This window comes from Providencia sp. PROV236, assembly GCF_033676985.1.
Taxonomy (GTDB): Bacteria; Pseudomonadota; Gammaproteobacteria; order Enterobacterales; family Enterobacteriaceae; genus Providencia; species Providencia manganoxydans.
Genome location: NZ_CP096297.1, coordinates 2,794,209 through 2,812,940 on the forward strand (window position 1 = coordinate 2,794,209; position 18,732 = coordinate 2,812,940).

The 18,732-nt window shown below is 38.4% G+C and carries 19 protein-coding genes and 3 tRNA genes; 9 read left to right on the forward strand and 13 right to left on the reverse strand.

Features of this window, described 5'->3' with window-relative positions:
• Positions 1-3: 3 nt before the first annotated feature.
• From M1E96_RS12750 to M1E96_RS12780, 7 genes are all read left to right on the forward strand, one after another.
• Positions 4-183, forward strand: a complete 180-nt coding sequence (locus M1E96_RS12750) for a hypothetical protein (protein WP_140186850.1) — start codon at positions 4-6, stop codon at positions 181-183.
• Positions 184-208: 25 nt separating this feature from the next.
• A complete protein-coding gene (locus M1E96_RS12755; RefSeq protein ID WP_196993030.1) occupies positions 209-439 on the forward strand; it encodes a hypothetical protein in 231 nt (76 codons plus the stop codon).
• Positions 436-1,029, forward strand: coding sequence for an HNH endonuclease signature motif containing protein (locus M1E96_RS12760; RefSeq protein ID WP_196993031.1), 594 nt, complete (start codon positions 436-438; stop codon positions 1,027-1,029). Before M1E96_RS12755 ends, M1E96_RS12760 begins: the two co-directional genes overlap by 4 nt.
• A gap of 163 nt (positions 1,030-1,192) precedes the next feature.
• The gene (locus M1E96_RS12765) at positions 1,193-1,363 is read left to right on the forward strand and encodes a hypothetical protein (RefSeq protein ID WP_196993033.1); all 171 of its coding nucleotides are present in this window, start codon (positions 1,193-1,195) and stop codon (positions 1,361-1,363) included.
• Positions 1,364-1,436: 73 nt separating this feature from the next.
• The gene (locus M1E96_RS12770) at positions 1,437-1,622 is read left to right on the forward strand and encodes a hypothetical protein (protein ID WP_014658109.1); all 186 of its coding nucleotides are present in this window, start codon (positions 1,437-1,439) and stop codon (positions 1,620-1,622) included.
• The gene (locus M1E96_RS12775) at positions 1,606-1,824 is read left to right on the forward strand and encodes a DUF4224 domain-containing protein (RefSeq protein WP_140186856.1); all 219 of its coding nucleotides are present in this window, start codon (positions 1,606-1,608) and stop codon (positions 1,822-1,824) included. The genes M1E96_RS12770 and M1E96_RS12775 overlap by 17 nt, the downstream gene beginning before the upstream one ends.
• Complete coding sequence (locus M1E96_RS12780) at positions 1,824-2,837, forward strand: tyrosine-type recombinase/integrase (RefSeq protein ID WP_140186858.1); 1,014 nt, start codon at positions 1,824-1,826, stop codon at positions 2,835-2,837. The genes M1E96_RS12775 and M1E96_RS12780 overlap by 1 nt, the downstream gene beginning before the upstream one ends.
• Before the next feature lie 145 nt (positions 2,838-2,982).
• Here the strand turns inward: M1E96_RS12780 and M1E96_RS12785 are convergent.
• The 13 genes from M1E96_RS12785 to M1E96_RS12845 form a co-directional block, all read right to left on the reverse strand.
• Positions 2,983-3,069, reverse strand: a tRNA-Leu gene (locus M1E96_RS12785).
• A gap of 8 nt (positions 3,070-3,077) precedes the next feature.
• A tRNA-Cys gene (locus M1E96_RS12790) sits at positions 3,078-3,151 on the reverse strand.
• A 26-nt stretch (positions 3,152-3,177) separates the two neighbouring features.
• A tRNA-Gly gene (locus M1E96_RS12795) sits at positions 3,178-3,253 on the reverse strand.
• A 162-nt stretch (positions 3,254-3,415) separates the two neighbouring features.
• On the reverse strand, positions 3,416-3,964 hold the full coding sequence (gene pgsA, locus M1E96_RS12800; protein ID WP_140182403.1) for a CDP-diacylglycerol--glycerol-3-phosphate 3-phosphatidyltransferase: 549 nt from the start codon (positions 3,962-3,964) through the stop codon (positions 3,416-3,418).
• A 57-nt stretch (positions 3,965-4,021) separates the two neighbouring features.
• On the reverse strand, positions 4,022-5,854 hold the full coding sequence (gene uvrC, locus M1E96_RS12805) for an excinuclease ABC subunit UvrC (RefSeq protein ID WP_319068527.1): 1,833 nt from the start codon (positions 5,852-5,854) through the stop codon (positions 4,022-4,024).
• Positions 5,821-6,507 (reverse strand): LuxR C-terminal-related transcriptional regulator, encoded by a 687-nt coding sequence (locus tag M1E96_RS12810; protein ID WP_070926218.1) that lies wholly within the window; start codon positions 6,505-6,507, stop codon positions 5,821-5,823. The genes uvrC and M1E96_RS12810 overlap by 34 nt, the downstream gene beginning before the upstream one ends.
• 224 nt (positions 6,508-6,731) lie before the next feature.
• The gene (gene pepT, locus M1E96_RS12815; protein ID WP_070926216.1) at positions 6,732-7,964 is read right to left on the reverse strand and encodes a peptidase T; all 1,233 of its coding nucleotides are present in this window, start codon (positions 7,962-7,964) and stop codon (positions 6,732-6,734) included.
• 30 nt (positions 7,965-7,994) lie between these two features.
• A complete protein-coding gene (locus M1E96_RS12820) occupies positions 7,995-9,548 on the reverse strand; it encodes an AbgT family transporter (RefSeq protein ID WP_140182354.1) in 1,554 nt (517 codons plus the stop codon).
• A gap of 419 nt (positions 9,549-9,967) precedes the next feature.
• Positions 9,968-10,384: a phosphate-starvation-inducible protein PsiE gene (gene psiE, locus M1E96_RS12825; RefSeq protein ID WP_140182356.1), complete on the reverse strand. Its 417-nt coding sequence runs from the start codon at positions 10,382-10,384 to the stop codon at positions 9,968-9,970.
• Between the two features lie 195 nt (positions 10,385-10,579).
• Positions 10,580-10,984, reverse strand: coding sequence for a GFA family protein (locus M1E96_RS12830; RefSeq protein WP_272579633.1), 405 nt, complete (start codon positions 10,982-10,984; stop codon positions 10,580-10,582).
• A gap of 69 nt (positions 10,985-11,053) precedes the next feature.
• The gene (locus M1E96_RS12835) at positions 11,054-11,317 is read right to left on the reverse strand and encodes a hypothetical protein (protein ID WP_272579632.1); all 264 of its coding nucleotides are present in this window, start codon (positions 11,315-11,317) and stop codon (positions 11,054-11,056) included.
• A 194-nt stretch (positions 11,318-11,511) separates the two neighbouring features.
• Positions 11,512-12,984: a DUF3999 family protein gene (locus M1E96_RS12840; protein ID WP_337979405.1), complete on the reverse strand. Its 1,473-nt coding sequence runs from the start codon at positions 12,982-12,984 to the stop codon at positions 11,512-11,514.
• The gene (locus M1E96_RS12845; protein WP_369427098.1) at positions 12,971-15,802 is read right to left on the reverse strand and encodes a DUF2339 domain-containing protein; all 2,832 of its coding nucleotides are present in this window, start codon (positions 15,800-15,802) and stop codon (positions 12,971-12,973) included. The genes M1E96_RS12840 and M1E96_RS12845 overlap by 14 nt, the downstream gene beginning before the upstream one ends.
• A 669-nt stretch (positions 15,803-16,471) precedes the next feature.
• Here M1E96_RS12845 and M1E96_RS12850 point away from each other — a divergent pair.
• The gene (locus M1E96_RS12850; RefSeq protein WP_272579629.1) at positions 16,472-17,395 is read left to right on the forward strand and encodes an AEC family transporter; all 924 of its coding nucleotides are present in this window, start codon (positions 16,472-16,474) and stop codon (positions 17,393-17,395) included.
• Positions 17,396-17,548: 153 nt separating this feature from the next.
• Entirely contained in the window at positions 17,549-18,532 is a 984-nt protein-coding gene (gene glpX, locus M1E96_RS12855) for a class II fructose-bisphosphatase (protein ID WP_272579628.1), read from the forward strand.
• Positions 18,533-18,732 lie beyond the last annotated feature (200 nt).

Here is an 18,732-nt window from a genome sequence, read left to right on the forward strand (position 1 = left end):
ATTATGGCCATGAAATTAGAAGTTATTGTGACCTTTGATCAATCCTCTCAAAAATGCTCTATCGCTTGGAGTGCTGATCACACTCAGGATGTTGTTGTAGAAGAACGGAATATATTGGAAAGCATGAAGAAGGCAATCCTCATTCAATTAGAAGCACCCGCATCTACATCTATTTTGCATTAGTGTGACATGTCACGGAGTATTGATTATGAAGAATAATTTAGAAGATTTGCACAACCACTTATTTGCACAGCTTGAAAGGCTCTCTGATGAAGACCTTAAAGGAGACGAATTGAAGCATGAAATCAATAGAGCCAAGGCTGTTACTGAGGTTGCTGCTTCAATTGTTGAAAATGGCAAGTTGGCCATCGCAGTAAAACGTATGACTGATGAAGGTCGAATTCGGGATACACCTAAATATCTGGAAGTAAAAAAATGACACGCTTTATTCATACTGATGCTATGTGTGATTGGATGCGTCAAAACTATTTACTGCCATTAGATAAATTAACATTGGCTTTCAATAAAGAATTTAATTGCTCACGTTCTAAGGATGCAATGAATAGCTTTAGAAAGCGACTAAAGCTTAAAACAGGCAGATCTGGCGCGTTTCCAAAAGGTCACATTCCAGTAAACAAAGGTAAAAAAGGTTTAACCACTGCAAATTCAAGATCATTTAAAAAGAACAATATACCTCATAATTACCAACCTATTGGTACCGAGGTTATTACTACTGATGGATACATCAAAGTCAAAATAGCGCATCCTAGAACATGGAAACATAAACATATTCTAGTATGGGAAAAACATAATGGTCCTGTCCCTAAAGGACATGTTATTAAGTTTATCGATTGCAATCCTCTGAATTGTGATATTGAAAACTTAATGAGCATTACAAAATCTGAACACGGCGTTATTAATCGTTTCTATGCCAACGCCCCAGAAGAATATAAAGATGCAGTTTTGCAGTTGGCCAGACTGAAGATTGCAATTAGAAGTAAAGAAACCAAGAGGCAAGACCAATGCTAAGACACCAACATCAAAAAGACCAGGAAGTAAAAATCACCCTACCCGATGGATCGTACGGTTTTATTTCAACGGACAGGCGCTGCAAAGTTTCTTATGACTTTCCTGCGTATATCAAAATTGAAATTCAACCTACGGCCGTGCAGCAACAGAGGGGTAAACAATAATGTTTGGTTTATTCCTGATGATTTGCAGTGCTATTAATTGTGAATTTGAACCCTATGGCTATATCTACCCTGATGAGATCAACTGTTTAGTAGATAGAGAACTATTAGTTAGTGAAGGTAAGGTTGCTGAATGCTATCCCGTCGAGGCGATTATTCGAGCGAATAATTGATTAAGCATAATCAGTTTTATTTTTTATTTCTAACTAGCATGGTGTTTTCTCAACGACCAAACGAGTTAACACCATGCAATTACAACCTTGGAAACCCGAAGAGCAGTTATTAACGGATTTCGATATTAAATTAGGCAGATTGGCAGCAAGCGTTAAAAACAAGCAATTAACCGAAGCCGATATAAAACGCGCTTGTGATACAGCAGATTTGCTTATTTTATTAATGATGAGGCAAGACCAAAATGAAAAGCGATCATGACATTATCACTCATGAGGAAATGATTGAATTAACAGGTTATCAGCGACCATCCCAGCAATGCAAAGCTTTAGAACGTGCGGGCATTTTCTTTATTAAGCGCCCTGATGGTCACCCTAGAACAACATGGGGGCACTTTCAAAACCCATTATCTAAGCGGTCGCAAGCACAAACTCAAGAAGAACCAAATTTCGGGGCTATGTAATGTCAAGAACAAGAAAGAACCCCGAAGATAATTGCTATCCAAAACGTGTTTATAGGGGGCGTTCAGCCTTTGAGTTCAAGCCTATAAATGGTGGTACTGTAAGATTATGTTCACTTGAAAGTAGTGTCGCCGAAGTTTGGGCGCACTATGAAAAGTATATTAACGATGAAAAAAATACTGATAACTTTAATTCTCTTGTTGAGCAATTTTTAAAATCTGCTGATTTCATCGAATTATCACAAGAAACACAAAAGGACTATCACAAATATTCAAATAAAGTATTACCTGTATTTGGGAAAATGAATCCAAACAACATTAAGCCGGAACATATCCGTAAATATATGGATAGGCGGGGTTTAAAAAGCCGAATTCAGGCCAATAGAGAAAAAACGTTTATGTCTCGTGTATTCCGTTGGGGTTATGAACGAGGAATGGTAAAGCTAAATCCATGCCAAGGTGTTAAGCAATTCAAAGAAAAAGCGAGAGAACGTTACATCACAGATAGAGAATATGACGCGTTATACCAATCTGCGCCATTATTAGTACAAGTTGCTATGGAACTCGCTTATTTGTGTTGCGCTCGGCAGCAAGACGTTTTATCACTAAAAAAAGATCAGCTCATGGAAGCGGGTATTTATATTAAGCAAGGTAAAACTGGTAAGAGTCAAATTAAAGGCTGGTCTGATAGGTTGAGAGCGGTTATCACAATGGCAACTGGCCTTCCCCTTGATGATGGTGTATCCAGTTTATTTATTGTTCATCAACAAAATGGCCGCGCTTATTCACGTGATGGATTTAATAGTCGATGGAGAAAAGCAAAAGAACAAGCAGCCATTAATAATCCTGAACTATCTTTTGACTTTACCTTTCATGATTTGAAAGCTAAAGGGATCTCTGACCTCGATGGCACATTGCAAGAGAAGCAAAAAATATCAGGACATAAGAATATAGGGCAAACGGCTCGATATGATAGAAAAGTAGAAATTGTACCCGTAGTAGGTAATCAGAAATAATGCATAAAAATTCTGAGTGTGAAATTTATATTCTGAAAGGATATTCTGAAAGTATTATGAAGTGTGATTTAGAGCACAAAAAAAGCGACCTTAAAGGTCGCTCTTTTCTTTCCCTAACCCGTTGTTATTCAACGCGGTTTTTATTTGGTGCCCAGGGCGGGACTTGAACCCGCACAGCCTAAAGGCCGAGGGATTTTAAATCCCTTGTGTCTACCGATTTCACCACCTGGGCTAAATTTTTGGAGGCGCGTCCCGGAGTCGAACCGAGCTACACGGATTTGCAATCCGGTGCATAACCGCTTTGCTAACGCGCCTTCTTGTTCAATCTCACTGCTGAGATTGGAGCGGGAAACGAGACTCGAACTCGCGACCCCGACCTTGGCAAGGTCGTGCTCTACCAACTGAGCTATTCCCGCCTTAAACTATCTTTTTCAAACTGGCTGATTTACTTATTTTTTTTCGTAAACCTCGTTGCCGTTCGATGCGTTGCATTCTACTGATTTCACATTTTGAGTCAACACAATTATTTAAAAAAATCACTTAAATCTGTTCGTTCGCTGTTTTTTCAATCATTTCGATCAAGCTTCGCTCAAATCTGCCCATGCAGCCCTCAAATATTGATACATTGACCAGAATGTTAAGATGGCGGCAATGTACAATAATGCGATCGCAAGATTCTCAATCAGTAAATTTGGGCGCCATAACAAACCAACCAATGACATCATTTGAGCCGTCGTTTTAAATTTGCCAATCCAAGAAACAGCTACACTGCTTCTTTTGCCTATTTCGGCCATCCACTCTCTCAGTGATGAAATGATAATTTCGCGGGCTATCATTGTTGCAGCAGGTAAAGTCACATACCAAACATCAAAGCTTTCGGTCACCAACACTAATGCGGTCGCCACCATAACTTTATCGGCGACAGGATCAAGAAATGCCCCAAACTTCGTCGTTTGCTTCCAGAGCCTTGCCAGATAGCCGTCAAACCAGTCTGTGACCGCAGCGACAACAAAAATCAATGCGCACACGAAAGGCCCCCAGCTTACTGGTAAATAGAAAGCCAGCACAAAGAATGGTATCAAGATGACGCGAAACAAGGTCAACCACGTAGGAATATTTAATTTCATCATACTTAGTAACTTTTTGACCAAAATGGATTTTATAAGTATGGTGCCCTAAGACACCTAGTGTTTCAATGCATTATAAATCTTTTCTGCTAGCGCGTATGAGATCGAGGGCACTTTTGCAATCTCTTCTATACTTGCATTTTTTAAAGGCTGTAATCCGCCCATATATTTTAGCAACATTTGGCGACGCTTTGGCCCTACTCCCTCTATTGATTCTAATGCACTGGTATTTTTAACTTTAGCCCGTCGCTGACGGTGGCCAGTGATCGCATGATTATGCGATTCGTCTCGAATATGTTGGATCACATGTAATGCTGGTGAGTCTGCTGGTAAGGCGATACCTTCCCCCTCAGGTTTAAAAAAGAGTGTCTCTAGGCCTGCTTTACGATCGCTTCCTTTAGCAACGCCAATCAATAAAGGTCGGTTTTTATCCCAATCCACTTCAAGTGAATCAAAAACGTCTTTTGCCTGCCCCAATTGGCCTTTACCACCATCAATAAAAATAATATCAGGCACTTTGCTTTCATCTAGATGTTTACCATAACGGCGTGTTAATACCTGATGCATTGCCGCATAATCATCACCTGGAGTGATGCCAGTGATGTTATAACGCCGATATTCCGCTTTTACTGGCCCGTTTTTATCAAAAACGACACAAGATGCGACCGTTTGCTCCCCCATGGTATGTGAAATATCAAAGCACTCCATACGAGATATTGAATCCAGTTCAACTATTTTGGCTAATGATGCCATACGTTGATGAATGGTTGATTGCTGAGCCAATTTAGTCAGCAATGCCGTGGATGCATTGGTTCGTGCTAATTTTAGATAACGAGCTCTCGCTCCTCGAGGCTGCGTTTGGATTTGGATTTTTCGCCCTGCAACCTGTGATAATGAATCGGCTAATAGTTCTTTTTCAGGTAATGCAAAATCCAATAAAATCTCACCCGGTAATGTCCGGTTTTCACTGCCCTGCAAATAAAATTGTCCAAGAAATGTTTGTACAACTTCTTCTAATAAAGTCCCGGCTGGAATTCTGGGATAATAGCTGCGACTTCCGAGTACTTTTCCTTGGCGAATAAATAAGACGTGTATACAGGCTAGTCCTGACTCAAAAGCGACACCGATAACATCAAGGTCATCACTATCACCAGAAACATATTGTTGCTCAGTAACCGCTCTTACCGCCTGTATTTGATCACGAAAACGAGCCGCTTCTTCAAAGCGTAGTTCTTGACTAGCTTTTTCCATTCGTTCAATCAATCCAGTTAAAACTTGCTGATCTTTACCGGTTAAGAATAAGCGCACATAATTAACTTGTTGTTCGTACTCTTCATCACTAACTAAACCTTTAACACAAGGGCCTAAACAACGCCCTATTTGATATTGTAGGCAAGGCCTTGAACGATTTTTATAAACACTGTCTTCACATTGCCTGATTGGAAACAGTTTTTGCATCAGCGCGAGTGTTTCCCTCACAGCATAGGAGTTAGGGAATGGCCCAAAGTATTCCCCCTTTGCATGCTTAGCACCACGATGCATGGATAATCTAGGGTGAGTCTCTTTGCTTAAAAAGATATAAGGGTATGACTTATCATCTCGTAGTAAAACATTATAACGAGGCTGATACAGCTTGATGTAGTTGTGCTCAAGCAGCAAGGCTTCTGTTTCTGTATGAGTAACGGTCACGTCAATAGAAGCAATATTTTTTACTAACTGCTCGGTTTTACGACTACTGACAGTGACTCGAAAATAACTGGAAAGGCGTTTTTTAAGATCTTTTGCTTTACCTACATAAATCACCGTTCCCCCAGCGTCATACATACGATAGACACCAGGTTGGTTAGTGACTGTTTTTAAAAAAGCTTTTGGTTCAAACTGTTCTGACACCCTGATACACCCTGTTTGGTTACAATCAACCCATTACTGATAGCGATATGAGTTAATTCTACATCACTACGGATATTAAGTTTACCAAACATTCTATATCGATAGGTATTTACTGTTTTAGGACTCAATGCCAACATCTGAGCGATCTGCTTTATTGAAATGCCTTGAGTAATAAATAGCATAATTTCGAGCTCTCGCGTTGATAATAAATCATATAGATCAGCTTGCTCGTTCTGATCAATACGTTTTAGAGCTATCGTTTGTGCAATATCCGGTGAAATGATTTTGCTGCGAGCATTAACGACTTGTATTGCTTCAACAAGCTCATCTGCATCAATTTTCGCACTTAGAATGCCACGAATGCCGATATCAAGCGCCTTCAATAAAAAGGCATAATAGCGGTGAATATTATAGATAATGATCCCTACATCAGGTTGAGTGCGTCTTAGTGTTTGTAATGTTTTTAGTGACTCGAAATGGCAATTATCACTATTAATTAATATAACACTAGCCTTCTGCTGCCGATTCCATGTAATGGCTTGTTCGATAAAAGGGAATGAAGCAACAATACTACATCGTTTATGGCGGTTAAATATTGCCTCAAGTCCACGAATTAAAATATTATTATCATCAATGATTGCTATATTAATCATTTTCCATCCTATACTTTATGACAATTTTATCTCCAAAACTCTTCATAAATAACAAGTTCCGAATATAAAATAAAGTATTTTAAATTAACGATGACCTGATAGATTTAATAATAAACAGATAGATAAACAAATAAAATTAGTTGTTATATATCATTTAACCCATAAATTAAATGACCATGCATACACATGGTCATTTGATAATTATAAAATTAAAAATAATAAAATTATTTTTGCCCTACTAAACGACAAATGGTTTCAGAAACTAAATAGCTTTTTTCAAACGAGCTGAGTGGTAAAAACTCAAATTTAGAATGAAAATTTAATGCGCCTGTAAAGTAGTTAGGTGTCAAAACACCTCTCGCTGACAGTGCCGAGCCATCTGTGCCACCACGCATTGGAATAACGTTTGGTTCAACATTTTGGATCTTTAATGCGTCAAAAATTAAATCGATGGCAGTGCGGTCATCCCCCAATGAATCGCTAATATTGCTATATACATCAACAATATTGAATTCAATTTTTGCTTTTGGATGGCGTGCTTTAATCAATTCTACGACTTCGCCGATATAACGCTTACGTGCCTCATAGCTATTACGATCAAAATCACGAATTGCCATTTTAATTTTGGCATTATCTGGATTTGCAATGAGATCAGTCACATAAAAGTAACCTTCGCGATGCTCCGTGTGTTCAGGGGTATCAAAACGATCAAAGCAGCCAATAAAGTCATGCGCAACGCGGATCGGGTTAACTAACACATTTTTTGCTGACATTGGATGTGCAGTGATCCCTTTAATCGTTATATCAATAGAAGCAGCATTGAAGGTTTCATAAACGACTTCACCTAGCGCGCAGCAGTCTATCGTATAAGCGAAGTCGACCTTAAAGCGGGATAAGTCCATAATTTTGGAGCCCCGTAGGCCAATTTCCTCATCAGGAACAAAAGCGACATAGATATCACCACAGTCGAAATCAGCATTCTGTAGTTTATCCATTAGCTCCATGACAACCGTAACTGCGGCTTTATTATCAGCGCCAAGTACACTGGTTCCATCACTAAAAATGATCTCTTCTCCTACATAAGGAGCGGCTTCTGGATGCTCTTCAGTTTTAAACCAGACCTCTTCTTGTGCATTCAAACACAGGTCTTTTCCTTCATATTTTAAAGTCTGAGGTTTGATAACTGGGGATAATCCCACATCAACCGTATCCAAATGGGTAACAAAACCAATTTTAGGTGCAGATGGTTTGTTGCCCGGACGGAGTGCATATAGGATCGCATGATCATCAATATAAATATCTTTAAGGCCGTAGCTTTCTAGCTCTTTAGCGAGGAGTTTTGCTAGTTCACGTTGTCCTTCGGTGCTCGGCACAAACGTTGCTGAAGCATCGCTTTGGCTTTCGATAGCAAGATAGCGGAAAAAACGTTGTTCTAGCTGTTTACCTAATTGATTCATTTTCTATTCCTTTTTACTCAGTCCAGCAAACTATGGCGCTGGCTGCCATGTGTAACCACTGTCGAATCCGATTGGGATATCAAATGCCCAGAACAGATAAAGCGTTGCAGTCAATGTGATCAATAAACCGATTGTGAACGGGATCATCATTGAGCAAAGTGTCCCAATACCTGCATTTTTGTAGTACTTCTGACAATACATCAATATCAACGGATAGAATGGGAACATTGGCGTACTGACGTTCATTGCGGAATCACTCACGCGGAATGCAGCTTGTGTCAGTTCAGGAGAGATCCCCACCGCCATTAGCATAGGAACCAATACTGGCGCCATAATTGCCCATTTAGAAGTTGCAGATGTGATCATGATATTAATCAGAGCCGTCAAAATAATGACGCCAAGTACCGTCATTTCTGAAGGCATATCCAGTGTACGCAATAATTCAGCACCAGATAGCGCTAATAGTGTGCCCAAATTAGAATGCTGGAATGAATAGAGAAATTGAGCAGCAAAAAATGCAAAAACAATAAATGGAATTAATGACTTGGTGATATTTTCCATTGCCTTAACCACATCTTTGGTTGAGGTAAAGGATTTAGTCATATAACCATAAACAATACCCGGCACCGCAAAGAAAATAAATAACAGCGGTACCACGATTTGCATAATAGGGGCTTTAGGGCTGGTTAAACTACCATCAGGACCACGTAATGGTGAGTTTTCAGGCCACAATAATGCAAATAAACCTACGCCAAGCAAAATCACGATACCGCCGGCGACACGAAATGCTTTGTGCTCAATTGGTGTAATTTTACTGAGATCTTGTTCTGAATCGACATCCACTTCATTGGTCGTAATTGGGCAGTTTTTATTTAGCCAAGGTTCGACAATTTTTTCAGTAATAAACCAGCAGGTAAAAATCACGCCAAACGTACCACCAAGGCTAAAGAAATAGTTACACAAAACGTTAACACTGTAACCTGGTGCCATCATTTGAGCTGCGTCTTGGGTAAAACTTTGCATGATAGGGTCAATAATTGATGGCGTATAGCTCGCAGTAAAACCGCCTGCTAACCCAGCAAAAGCCGCTGCAATACCTGCTAATGGATGGCGACCACTGGCGTAAAACATCATGGCTGCAACAGGCATCAAAATCACATACGCGGAGTCTGACGCAATATGAGAGACGATACCGACAAAAACCACGGTTGGCGTCAACATTTTAGGGGTAATAAAGGAAAGCATTTTTTTCAAAGCAGTATTAATAAAGCCACTACTTTCAGCAATGCCGATCCCTAACGTTGCGACGATAGTTATTCCTAATGGAGGGAAATTAATGAAGTTTTTCACTGCCGATGTAATGAATAATATGATTTCTTCATAGTTAAACATATTTACGACAGATATTTTTTCTTTCGACACTGGATGATAATAATTAAAATCTACAAATGAAAGTAGATAAGATAAAAACCAGCAGATCACTAGGGCATAAATAAACAGCATTGTAACATCGGGCATAACGTTTCCGATACGCTCAACACGGTTTAAAAACCCTTTCTTTTTAGGGAGTGTATTTGTTGTCATATTTGCAAGTTACTTAGGTTATTATACTCTAAATCATTCGAGTTTCAGGTAGGTGACAAACGAAGATAGACGGGGGCATAGATAAACTATGTACTCGGCTAGCTGAGTGTAGTCAACACCCCTACAACTTAAAGGATGACGAGTATAGAATAATAAACTTTTACACAGTAGATAACCCTTTCTAAAAAGTAAAATACTTTCTTTCAAATATTTAACAGGATAAACCAGTGGTATTTTATTGTATTAGTATAATTTAACATTAGAATGAGAGGAATTAGCATTGCCAAAAAGAAACATGCGCTGATTCACATAAAAATAGCTATGTTTTATTACTTAATATTCTATGTTAATTGAAAAATGCATAAGGAAAAGGAATGAGTTTCATCCCTTTTCCTATATTAAAAAAAATTTGAATTATTCTATTCTCGTTTCAGTCTTTCTGTATTGGCGATAAATAATGCAATAACTAAGACTAAAATAGCACCGGCATGAAGTAATGTTGTCATTGGATCACTGTGGTCGACAATAATTAAGCGTATTATTGCAGTAATTCCGATATAAATAAAATATCGTAATGGGAAGTGATAACCAGACAAAAAATATTTAGTAATCAAAGCAATAAACTCAAAATAAAGAAAATAGATGACTATTCCTTCTAATAGCTCATAAGCTGTTGCTTCTTTTTGGCCACTAAACATCAACGATGCCATGGTATAGGTTTCTTTGGCTAAAAAGAACACAAGCACAATAGCGAGTGCAATCAACCCAATATTCAATACCCACTGCAATACCCATGCGATATTACTAGCATGCCGCATATTTCTCATACTGTTCATCAGCGAACATCCCTAAACATTAATGGTTATTTATACAATCTGCGGTAAAGTTTAATTTGCCTTATCTTATTAAATTATTAGAATTAAATAATTCTCTATAATAAGCAACTAGGCTTTTAAGTTATTATAATCCATATTCGAGACATTCGCATTACAAAGGATAAAGACGAGCCAGTAAAAACCAGCTCATGATCTTTATTTACTCATCAAACTGATGATATCTTGCTCTGTCAGCATCGGCGTTTTTTCAACAAAATTGTAGTAAGCAGGTTTACTATCAACGAAAATCTGCATTGCTAGAGTTGCACTTTTAGTTTCTCCAAACAATGTTGAAGAAACATAATAAGAAGAGGGAGTATGAAGATGGTAAAATAGATGAGTGCCACATTGCTTACAAAAAGCACGCTCTGCCCATTCCGATGATGCAAAACGGGTAATAAACTCTTCCCCATCAATACTAACATCACTATGGCAATCAATAGTAAAACTCGGCCCACCGTTCCAACGTTGGCACATCTCACAATGACAAACACTAATTTTATCGACTGGCTGTTGAGTTGCTATTTTTACTGCACCACACAAACATTGGCCTTGAGACATAATCGTTTCCTCTGGCTGTAATTTTACGCTAATTGTTATCAAAAAAGCGTAACACAATAAAGGTGATAGTTAGTCTTTTTTATCATCAATTCTGAATTGACGTCCATTAAAACGACGATCAGTCGTTGTTTCTGATAGCTCAATGCGGTTTACTTCTACTTGTTCACGTATAGATTCAATATCGCCAAGATCTCCCAATTTATTTTGTTTGAGTGAATGCTCAATTTTCACATTTTCGTGTGAAGGCATTGTTTCAGTTGTTTGAGCAAATACGGATGCACTCGTTAGCAACGCTATCGCAATAAATAATTTTGAGAATAGTTGTGTCTTCATCGTGTTCTCCTTAATCTAGAGTTTTGTTTTAACTCAATTCCTTGTCAAAAAGTAGCTCTCAGGAGTAATCATTTGGGGGGATTTGTCAATTTTTTAATGAAAGGTAATCATCTAATTTTATTTGATAAATTATTGAGAACTCCATCAATAGCAAAGGAGGTACAATGACCTCCTTTTTATTATTTCTTCAATGATCATTTAGAACTTTTGCTATTGATCTCTTTTATCAAATACCAACAAAAATAAATTAATATCAGTATTCCGAACCCTAGTAATCCCCAAAGTATCCCAGTCACCCAATCAAAATAACCTTCAGCTGAAATATTTGAAGTAAGCTGTTCCTCGCCTCCTAACTCGATAATCTCATTTGAGGCTGATAATTCAGGATAACGATGCATCAATTGTTCAACTGTTAATGACTGCCCTAATAGCTCTTGGTAGCTTAGATTATCTAGGGTTGCTAGTTGGCTTCCCCAAGCTAATAAATAGGGTGATGCACCTTGCATATTAAAAACTAAATTAACAGCATCACGTTTCCCTTCAACATAAGGCGGCTTATCATCCCAACTTCCTTTCAATGCCGTGATCCGCAATTTTTTAACCATGAGGCCATTTACGGATACATCTGGATTGCGAACCTGCTTACCATCATTGATTTGGTTATAAGCAACTATATTAGATAGTGGCAACCAATTTTCGCCTGAATTCGCGGTGTACTCTATCTGTAATGGCAATACCCGATTAGTTTGTTGCAAATGTATCGCTATTGAGCTCAGTGGCTGTGCTGAAGGTAAACGATAAATAAGTTGATTTAACGACATACCTTCATTGTTAGTCGTAAAGTTACAAGTTTCTTGTCGCCTTGTTGAATGAAATACTTTTGCAGTTCCTTCGGCTGATTTTAAATCGGGTATATGTGCCTCTTTGTCTGCGACTGTAATCACCATTAAGTAAGGCGCCATTAGTGCTGGGTCATTTCCAGATAATAATTCTATCGTATTGCTACGAATTTCCCCTGCATGTGAATTTAAGCTCATTATTGGTTGATTAGTAGAAATGTTTATCCAACGCTGCTTGTCTTGGCTAGCGTAGATAAAAGACTTTGCCTGCCAATCTTGTTGACTACTATCCCAATCCAAAGACAAGGTTTGGATTGGCAAATTACGTTGCTGCTCACTTTTACGTGTTAATAAAAAGGCTTGATACTTAACATCTTGTCTATTCTGTAGCGATGGGATCTCAATACGGCTTACTTTACTAGGTACAACTTCAACCAATAAATATTGCCGTTCATTTAGCGTTTCTTCTTTCGAGCTGACTTGGTCTGCTTTGATAATTAAAGGTTGTAAAGAAAACGGAATTTGAGAGGTTTCACTGCTTTCTTCTGAATCAAAAAAGAGTGCGGAAGGAACTTCCTGCCCCGTTCCATTGAATACCCTAACATCTTGTAGTGTTTTCGAATGCGCTGAATTCATATAGGCTTCAGAGGGTAATTCCACCCACGCGAAAGGAGTTTTCTCATTGTTCTCACTTAATTCAGAACCTTGATAAAAATCGTAAGGCGTTAAAGATTGGCTATTTTGCCCATATATAGTACTCGAAAATAATAACGAAGCCGCGAGGACACAAATCCTCGGCAACATCCCTTTATATTTAGTTAGCATCATCATCTACTCCATTGGCCCCTTTTTCTTGCCTGACTTTTGGTGGAAGTGGTGAAAAATAACCCACAACCAAAATAAGCACAGCAACGGCAATAAAGCTAATTGCTCTGGATAAACCATCTTGACCATAGATATCAACAAGAAATAATTTAGCGATAACACACGCAAAAATACCTGCACCAATTAGCCAACTAACTCTATTTTGCTTTAAAGCAGCAAAAATCATAAAACCAAGTGCAACAAGTGACCAACTAATTGAAAGAACGGTTTGTACTAATCGAGAATCAAATAATGCATCGAAGGCCCAATTGATCTCAGAGAAATCAGCAACTGCACGGAGTATAATACCGTTAAACCATAAACCACTAAGGATCACCGCAGAAAAACCGAGCCCACGAATAACGAATAAATCAAATTCACTAATTCGTTTTAACTTTAATACAAGGCCACGACGCATCAATAATAGCGAAGCAATACTAAATAGCCCCGCTTCATCCAGAGGGTTAATGAGTGGGATATAATTCCAAAATGTCAATTTACCGTCTTCTAAATTAGCCATAAAAGACAACCAAATTAAAATCACAGTCACAGGTAAAAATGCATACCAATAAATCATCCCATTACGTTTCATTGGTGCCATTTTTTGATTTTGTAACCAATACAATACCAAGGTTGTTAATGTGATAGCCATGACGTAAATAAAATAGCCAAACTCATTCATACCCCAAGGTAAAATTGCTACAAACCAATTTACTTGTGTCGCAATAAAGGCCAATATCAACCAAAACGTTGCGCCGTGTAATATGCGCTGTAACCATACATTACGTGCTTTATGCGCATTCATCACAAACAATATAGAGCTACCCAACATAACAGGCCAAATCAACGAGCCTTCACCTCTCCCCATAGGATTTTCATCATTGATAAAATCTAAGGCAAGATAATAGTAACCAATTAACCAGATAAATGATTGGCACAGTAATAAAGCGATCCAGTCTGTTTTAATGGCTAACAAACGCCATAACCAAGCAGAAATAATCACTAATGCCATAATAATGAAACTTTCAGATTCCCCACTCCACGATAAAATATCGGTAATGTTCGGTAACCAAAAATACCAAACGACTAAACCTAGTAGCAGAAAACCATAACTGAATAATTTAAAGTAAGCCGATAACTCACGATATAAATGGAGCAGTGCCCCTGCACAAAAACAAGCTACCAATAAAATCGGTACCATATAGGTGCTAGCTCTGCTCCATGAATATAGCGAGAAGCCACCCAGTAGCGTGACTGCGCTGATAATGATCAGCACCATGCCTACCGTAACTAATCTGTTATTACGCACTGAGAAGCCATACCACAGCAATAATAGCCCCTCAACTGACCAAATAATTGAGGTCCATTCGAAAGTTAGCGCTAATGGTATTGCTAAGGTGACAAAACCTGCGCCAATGACAATGTTACCTAATGCGAGGCGTTTCCCTGAACTACCGTATCGTTTGTGAATTTGAAAACCGGCAAGCAAATACAAAACGCCTAATAAAAGTGCCACAAAGGCTGGCACAAAGCCTATCTGCCAAGAAATTGCGTACTGTAATACCATCGTGATAAATGGTGGGAGGAATAGCAAAGTATAATCAACAACCATTTGTTTTTCGTGTGGATAACGTAATGCAAATAATTGAGTGAGTACATTAAAAACGATTAAATTAGCAATGAGAAAAATTTGGCTCGATACATAATATTCTAGGTGATACTCATTCCAGCCCCATAATATAGCGACCACATAGGTCATAAACATGCCAACTAAATTTAATGGGCGCCATGCCTGCCAAACACTGATAACCAAAATAGCAATTGATAATATCAAGTAGTATGAGAACAGCAGAATATGATTACCGCCACCGGTCGATAACAATACTGGCGCTAAATACCCACCTAGAGAAGCTAAGATGGCTAAGCTAATCGCCCGTTGTAATAGCGCAAGCACAATACTTGCTGCACATACCAAAATCATCGCAATGAGTGCCATGCTATAAGGCAACATGGTATAAAGTTTGAAGGCGGCAAATATCGTAATATAAAAGCAACCTATCGCGCCCCCCTGCAAAATCAGGGCAAATAATGATTTCTTATGTCTAAGATACCAACCTATGCCAAGTAAAACTAAACAACCTACTGCACTCATCAATAAACGTATTTGAGGGGAAAGAACGTTATTTTGGACACTAAACTTAAGCAAATAACCTATCCCAAAAAATAACAGTAAAATCCCTATTTTAGCTAACGGGTTGCCTTGCCAGATCCAATGGAAGAAATGACTAAAAATAGGCCAAGAGCCATCACTTTGCTCACGAATATTTTTATTTTCTTTTTGTGATGAAGCATCAAAACGATTAACATCAACAGCGTAAATTGGCGCATTTTTACTATCAAACCGATTGACATCGACCGTAGGCACAGAGGCCGAACTTGCGGATTGTATTTTTTGTGGCTCCCCTTCCATCGACATACTCGCTGTTTTCGCTGTTGAAGTATCAGCATGCTTTGGTGATTCAATAGAGATATCTGTCGGTGATGCAGAACCTACCATTTGTTCTACTGATGATGGCGTGTGACTAGGAGGGGATCCCGTTGAATGATTCGACAAATGACTTGTGTGAAGTTTCAGTTCTTTTTCTAGAAATGCTATACGTTGATTTTGTTGTGAAAATTGTTGTTCCAAACGACTTGCACGACTTAGCGCAATAATGGAAAGAATTGGCGAAACAACCACCAAAACAACAACTATGAACCCTACCAGTATCAGGATATCCACAAATAGGTTTCCCTCATAATCAAACTCACAATATATACTCGTTATGCTTCAAGTAGCAGTACAATACGTTAAAAAAGAATGATCACACTCCTTGCCGCTTAGCTGTACTTCAGAATGACTTAGAGCGTAGAAAATTAACAAAAAAAGAGTAATCAAGTCGTAGTCTAGTGTAGATAGCATTCTACCCATTGCCAATGGGCTGTAATAAATTATTACAAATTAAAGCTGACCATTAATCATACACTGAAACAGCCCCCTCCAAAAGAGCCTTAACATAGGTTTATACCATAATTACACCAATTTAGCGTATAAATACTATAAATTACCCAATTGATATAGAAGGCATTATTTATATCTAATCGATTTTTTAACTTTGTTTATTGTTATAAATCGCCTAGTTGGATGATTTTATTTTTATCTAATAAAAAATTTTCCTTTTGACGTATATTTCTATTTATTTATGATATGTATATCTACGTGTATTTTATTAATTTGATGATTAATTAATAGTTCGAGAAATCATATCGATAAACGATGTTTTCTCGAAATAATTTTAGGTGTAACTGAAAGCATCGAGACTTTGTGCACAGTATAAATTACATGGTCGCTATTTTGGATTACTCAGTGAAATTTGAGTCATAACAAAATAATCAAAAAATGAGGAGTATTATGTTACTACATATTATAATGGCCGCCCTAGGACCCATTATTCTTGGTTTAGCTGTTGGGTGGCTCTCAGGGAAGTATGGTTTTATCAAACGCGAATATTCGCAAGCCTTTGCTGACTTTGTCGTTAAAATTGCCTTACCTTTTGCTTTATTTTTGGCTGCGGCACAAGCGCCACCTTCTGTATTGTTAAATATTGATTATTTATTGGCACTGGCTGTTGGTTTAATTGTTTCTTATATTATTGGCTTTGTTGGCGGTAAAGTCTTTTTCCGTCATAATAAAAAAGATGCTGCGATGCAAGCATTGTCGGTTTCTTTCCCTGATATGGCTTACTGTGGGCCACCTGTATTATTAGCCACTGTTGGTTCTTCTGGCTTAATTGCCATGGTTCTTGGTAACTTAATCTATACGATAATTATTATTCCATTCACCTTACTGATGATCAGTGGTAGGCAACAAAATAACGGTGTATTGAAATCAATTGGCAAAGCTATCGCCCAGCCATTAGTTTTCTTACCAATATTAGGTGCCCTATTAGCTATTTTTGGCGTCAAATTACCTGAGATTTTACAAAACTCAGTCAATGAGTTAGGTAAAACAGCCGGAGGCGTTGCACTCTTTTTCCTAGGGTTGTTACTTTCAGGTATCAAACTTACCGTTAATGCCGAAATCATTTTCAACGTTTTCATCAAAAACTTTGTACAGGCTGCCTTGATCCTAGGTGCAGGTATCGCACTAGGACTACAAGACGATATGTTAAAGGCAGCATTTATCATCGGTGTACTGCCTACAGCAACAGCTGTACCTGCTTTAGCTATCAGCAATAAAGCCTATACTGAAACTTCCGCTGGCACCGTGCTATTAAGTACGCTTGCTGCACTAATTTCGATTATAGGTGGAATAGCGATAGTTGAAATGTTGTAGTTCTCCTGTTAGCGGGTGGTCCCCACCTGCTAACTTTTATTCTTCTATTATTCTTCTATTTTTTCTCTCTGTTGTTTTATTTCCCATGTATTTGCCAGATAGATGGCAAAAAAAGTATCATATCTACTGTTTTTTGCATTCAGGAAATAAATAATGAAAATTAGCGATGAGTTAGCTTATGCAATCGCTTCAGTTACAGAAGTTGCTGCACTAGCAGCACATGAATGGGTTGGTAAACAGGATAAAAACGCCGCTGATAAGGCGGCAGTAGAAGCTATGCGTAATCGCCTTAATCAGATTGATTTTCATGGCAAAATAGTGATTGGTGAAGGTGAAATCGATGAAGCACCGATGCTATATATTGGCGAGCAAGTTGGTAATCTATCAGCGAAACATAAACTCGATATTGCAGTCGACCCTATCGATGGAACACGCATGGTTGCGTGTAATGAACATAATGCTATTACCGTTCTCGCAGCAGCGCCAACGGGAACACTATTACAAGCCCCAGATATGTACATGGAAAAATTAGTCGTAGGTTCAGCCGCTAAAGAGGCTGTTCATCTCGCTAATCCACTAGAAAAAAATCTCGAAAATCTTTCTGCCGCTCTCAATAAACCTATTTCAAGCTTATCGATTGCCGTCTTAGATAAGCCCCGTCATCAGCATATTATGCAAACACTACGTAATTTTGGCGCGAAGGTTATCCCAATCCCTGATGGCGATGTTTTAGCATCACTGTTAGCTATTTTACCAGAACACGCTATCGATATGATGTATGGTACTGGTGGAGCACCTGAGGGGATTATTAGTGCAACCATCGCTCGTGCATTAGGTGGTGATATGCAAGCACGTTTGGTCTCACGAACACAGGCAAAAGGCGATACGCCACAAAATAGGCTATTAGCTGAGCAAGAAGCTATTCGCTGTCAGCAAATGGGCGTAAATATTGGTGAGATCCTAACGTTAGACACCATGGTGAGTACGGATGATGTGATGTTTGCGGCGACTGCCATCACCCCAACCATCTTAATGGATGGGATATCATTAAATAGCCAAAGCCGTACTTCAAATACTTTATTGATTAATGGCCATAACCGCTCATTGAAAATAATTAATAACCGACATTTTAACTAATATCTTCATATTATCGAAACTGGTATTCATTAATTGATTGCCAGTTTTGTCAATTAACATCAATATTTCCACTCAATCAAATACTGTCAAATCACCACGGATATACTCTATTCTGTACTAATTTTGATGATTATTTTGTAAAGCTACCTCTATTATTGACACCATTCGCAATACTTTTCACCTTTCTATTTTGCTCTTCT

Excerpts from the sequence above, each read along its gene's own strand:
- M1E96_RS12840 (WP_337979405.1), bottom strand. The coding sequence starts at position 12,984 with ATGATGCTAACTAAATATAAAGGGATGTTGCCGAGGATTTGTGTCCTC.
- pepT (WP_070926216.1), bottom strand. The coding sequence starts at position 7,964 with ATGAATCAATTAGGTAAACAGCTAGAACAACGTTTTTTCCGCTATCTT.
- M1E96_RS12830 (WP_272579633.1), bottom strand. The coding sequence starts at position 10,984 with ATGTCTCAAGGCCAATGTTTGTGTGGTGCAGTAAAAATAGCAACTCAA.
- M1E96_RS12780 (WP_140186858.1), top strand. The coding sequence starts at position 1,824 with ATGTCAAGAACAAGAAAGAACCCCGAAGATAATTGCTATCCAAAACGT.
- glpX (WP_272579628.1), top strand. The coding sequence starts at position 17,549 with ATGAAAATTAGCGATGAGTTAGCTTATGCAATCGCTTCAGTTACAGAA.
- M1E96_RS12835 (WP_272579632.1), bottom strand. The coding sequence starts at position 11,317 with ATGAAGACACAACTATTCTCAAAATTATTTATTGCGATAGCGTTGCTA.
- M1E96_RS12765 (WP_196993033.1), top strand. The coding sequence starts at position 1,193 with ATGTTTGGTTTATTCCTGATGATTTGCAGTGCTATTAATTGTGAATTT.
- M1E96_RS12820 (WP_140182354.1), bottom strand. The coding sequence starts at position 9,548 with ATGACAACAAATACACTCCCTAAAAAGAAAGGGTTTTTAAACCGTGTT.
- M1E96_RS12760 (WP_196993031.1), top strand. The coding sequence starts at position 436 with ATGACACGCTTTATTCATACTGATGCTATGTGTGATTGGATGCGTCAA.
- pgsA (WP_140182403.1), bottom strand. The coding sequence starts at position 3,964 with ATGAAATTAAATATTCCTACGTGGTTGACCTTGTTTCGCGTCATCTTG.
- psiE (WP_140182356.1), bottom strand. The coding sequence starts at position 10,384 with ATGAACAGTATGAGAAATATGCGGCATGCTAGTAATATCGCATGGGTA.
- M1E96_RS12770 (WP_014658109.1), top strand. The coding sequence starts at position 1,437 with ATGCAATTACAACCTTGGAAACCCGAAGAGCAGTTATTAACGGATTTC.
- M1E96_RS12810 (WP_070926218.1), bottom strand. The coding sequence starts at position 6,507 with ATGATTAATATAGCAATCATTGATGATAATAATATTTTAATTCGTGGA.
- M1E96_RS12850 (WP_272579629.1), top strand. The coding sequence starts at position 16,472 with ATGTTACTACATATTATAATGGCCGCCCTAGGACCCATTATTCTTGGT.
- M1E96_RS12775 (WP_140186856.1), top strand. The coding sequence starts at position 1,606 with ATGAAAAGCGATCATGACATTATCACTCATGAGGAAATGATTGAATTA.
- M1E96_RS12750 (WP_140186850.1), top strand. The coding sequence starts at position 4 with ATGGCCATGAAATTAGAAGTTATTGTGACCTTTGATCAATCCTCTCAA.
- M1E96_RS12755 (WP_196993030.1), top strand. The coding sequence starts at position 209 with ATGAAGAATAATTTAGAAGATTTGCACAACCACTTATTTGCACAGCTT.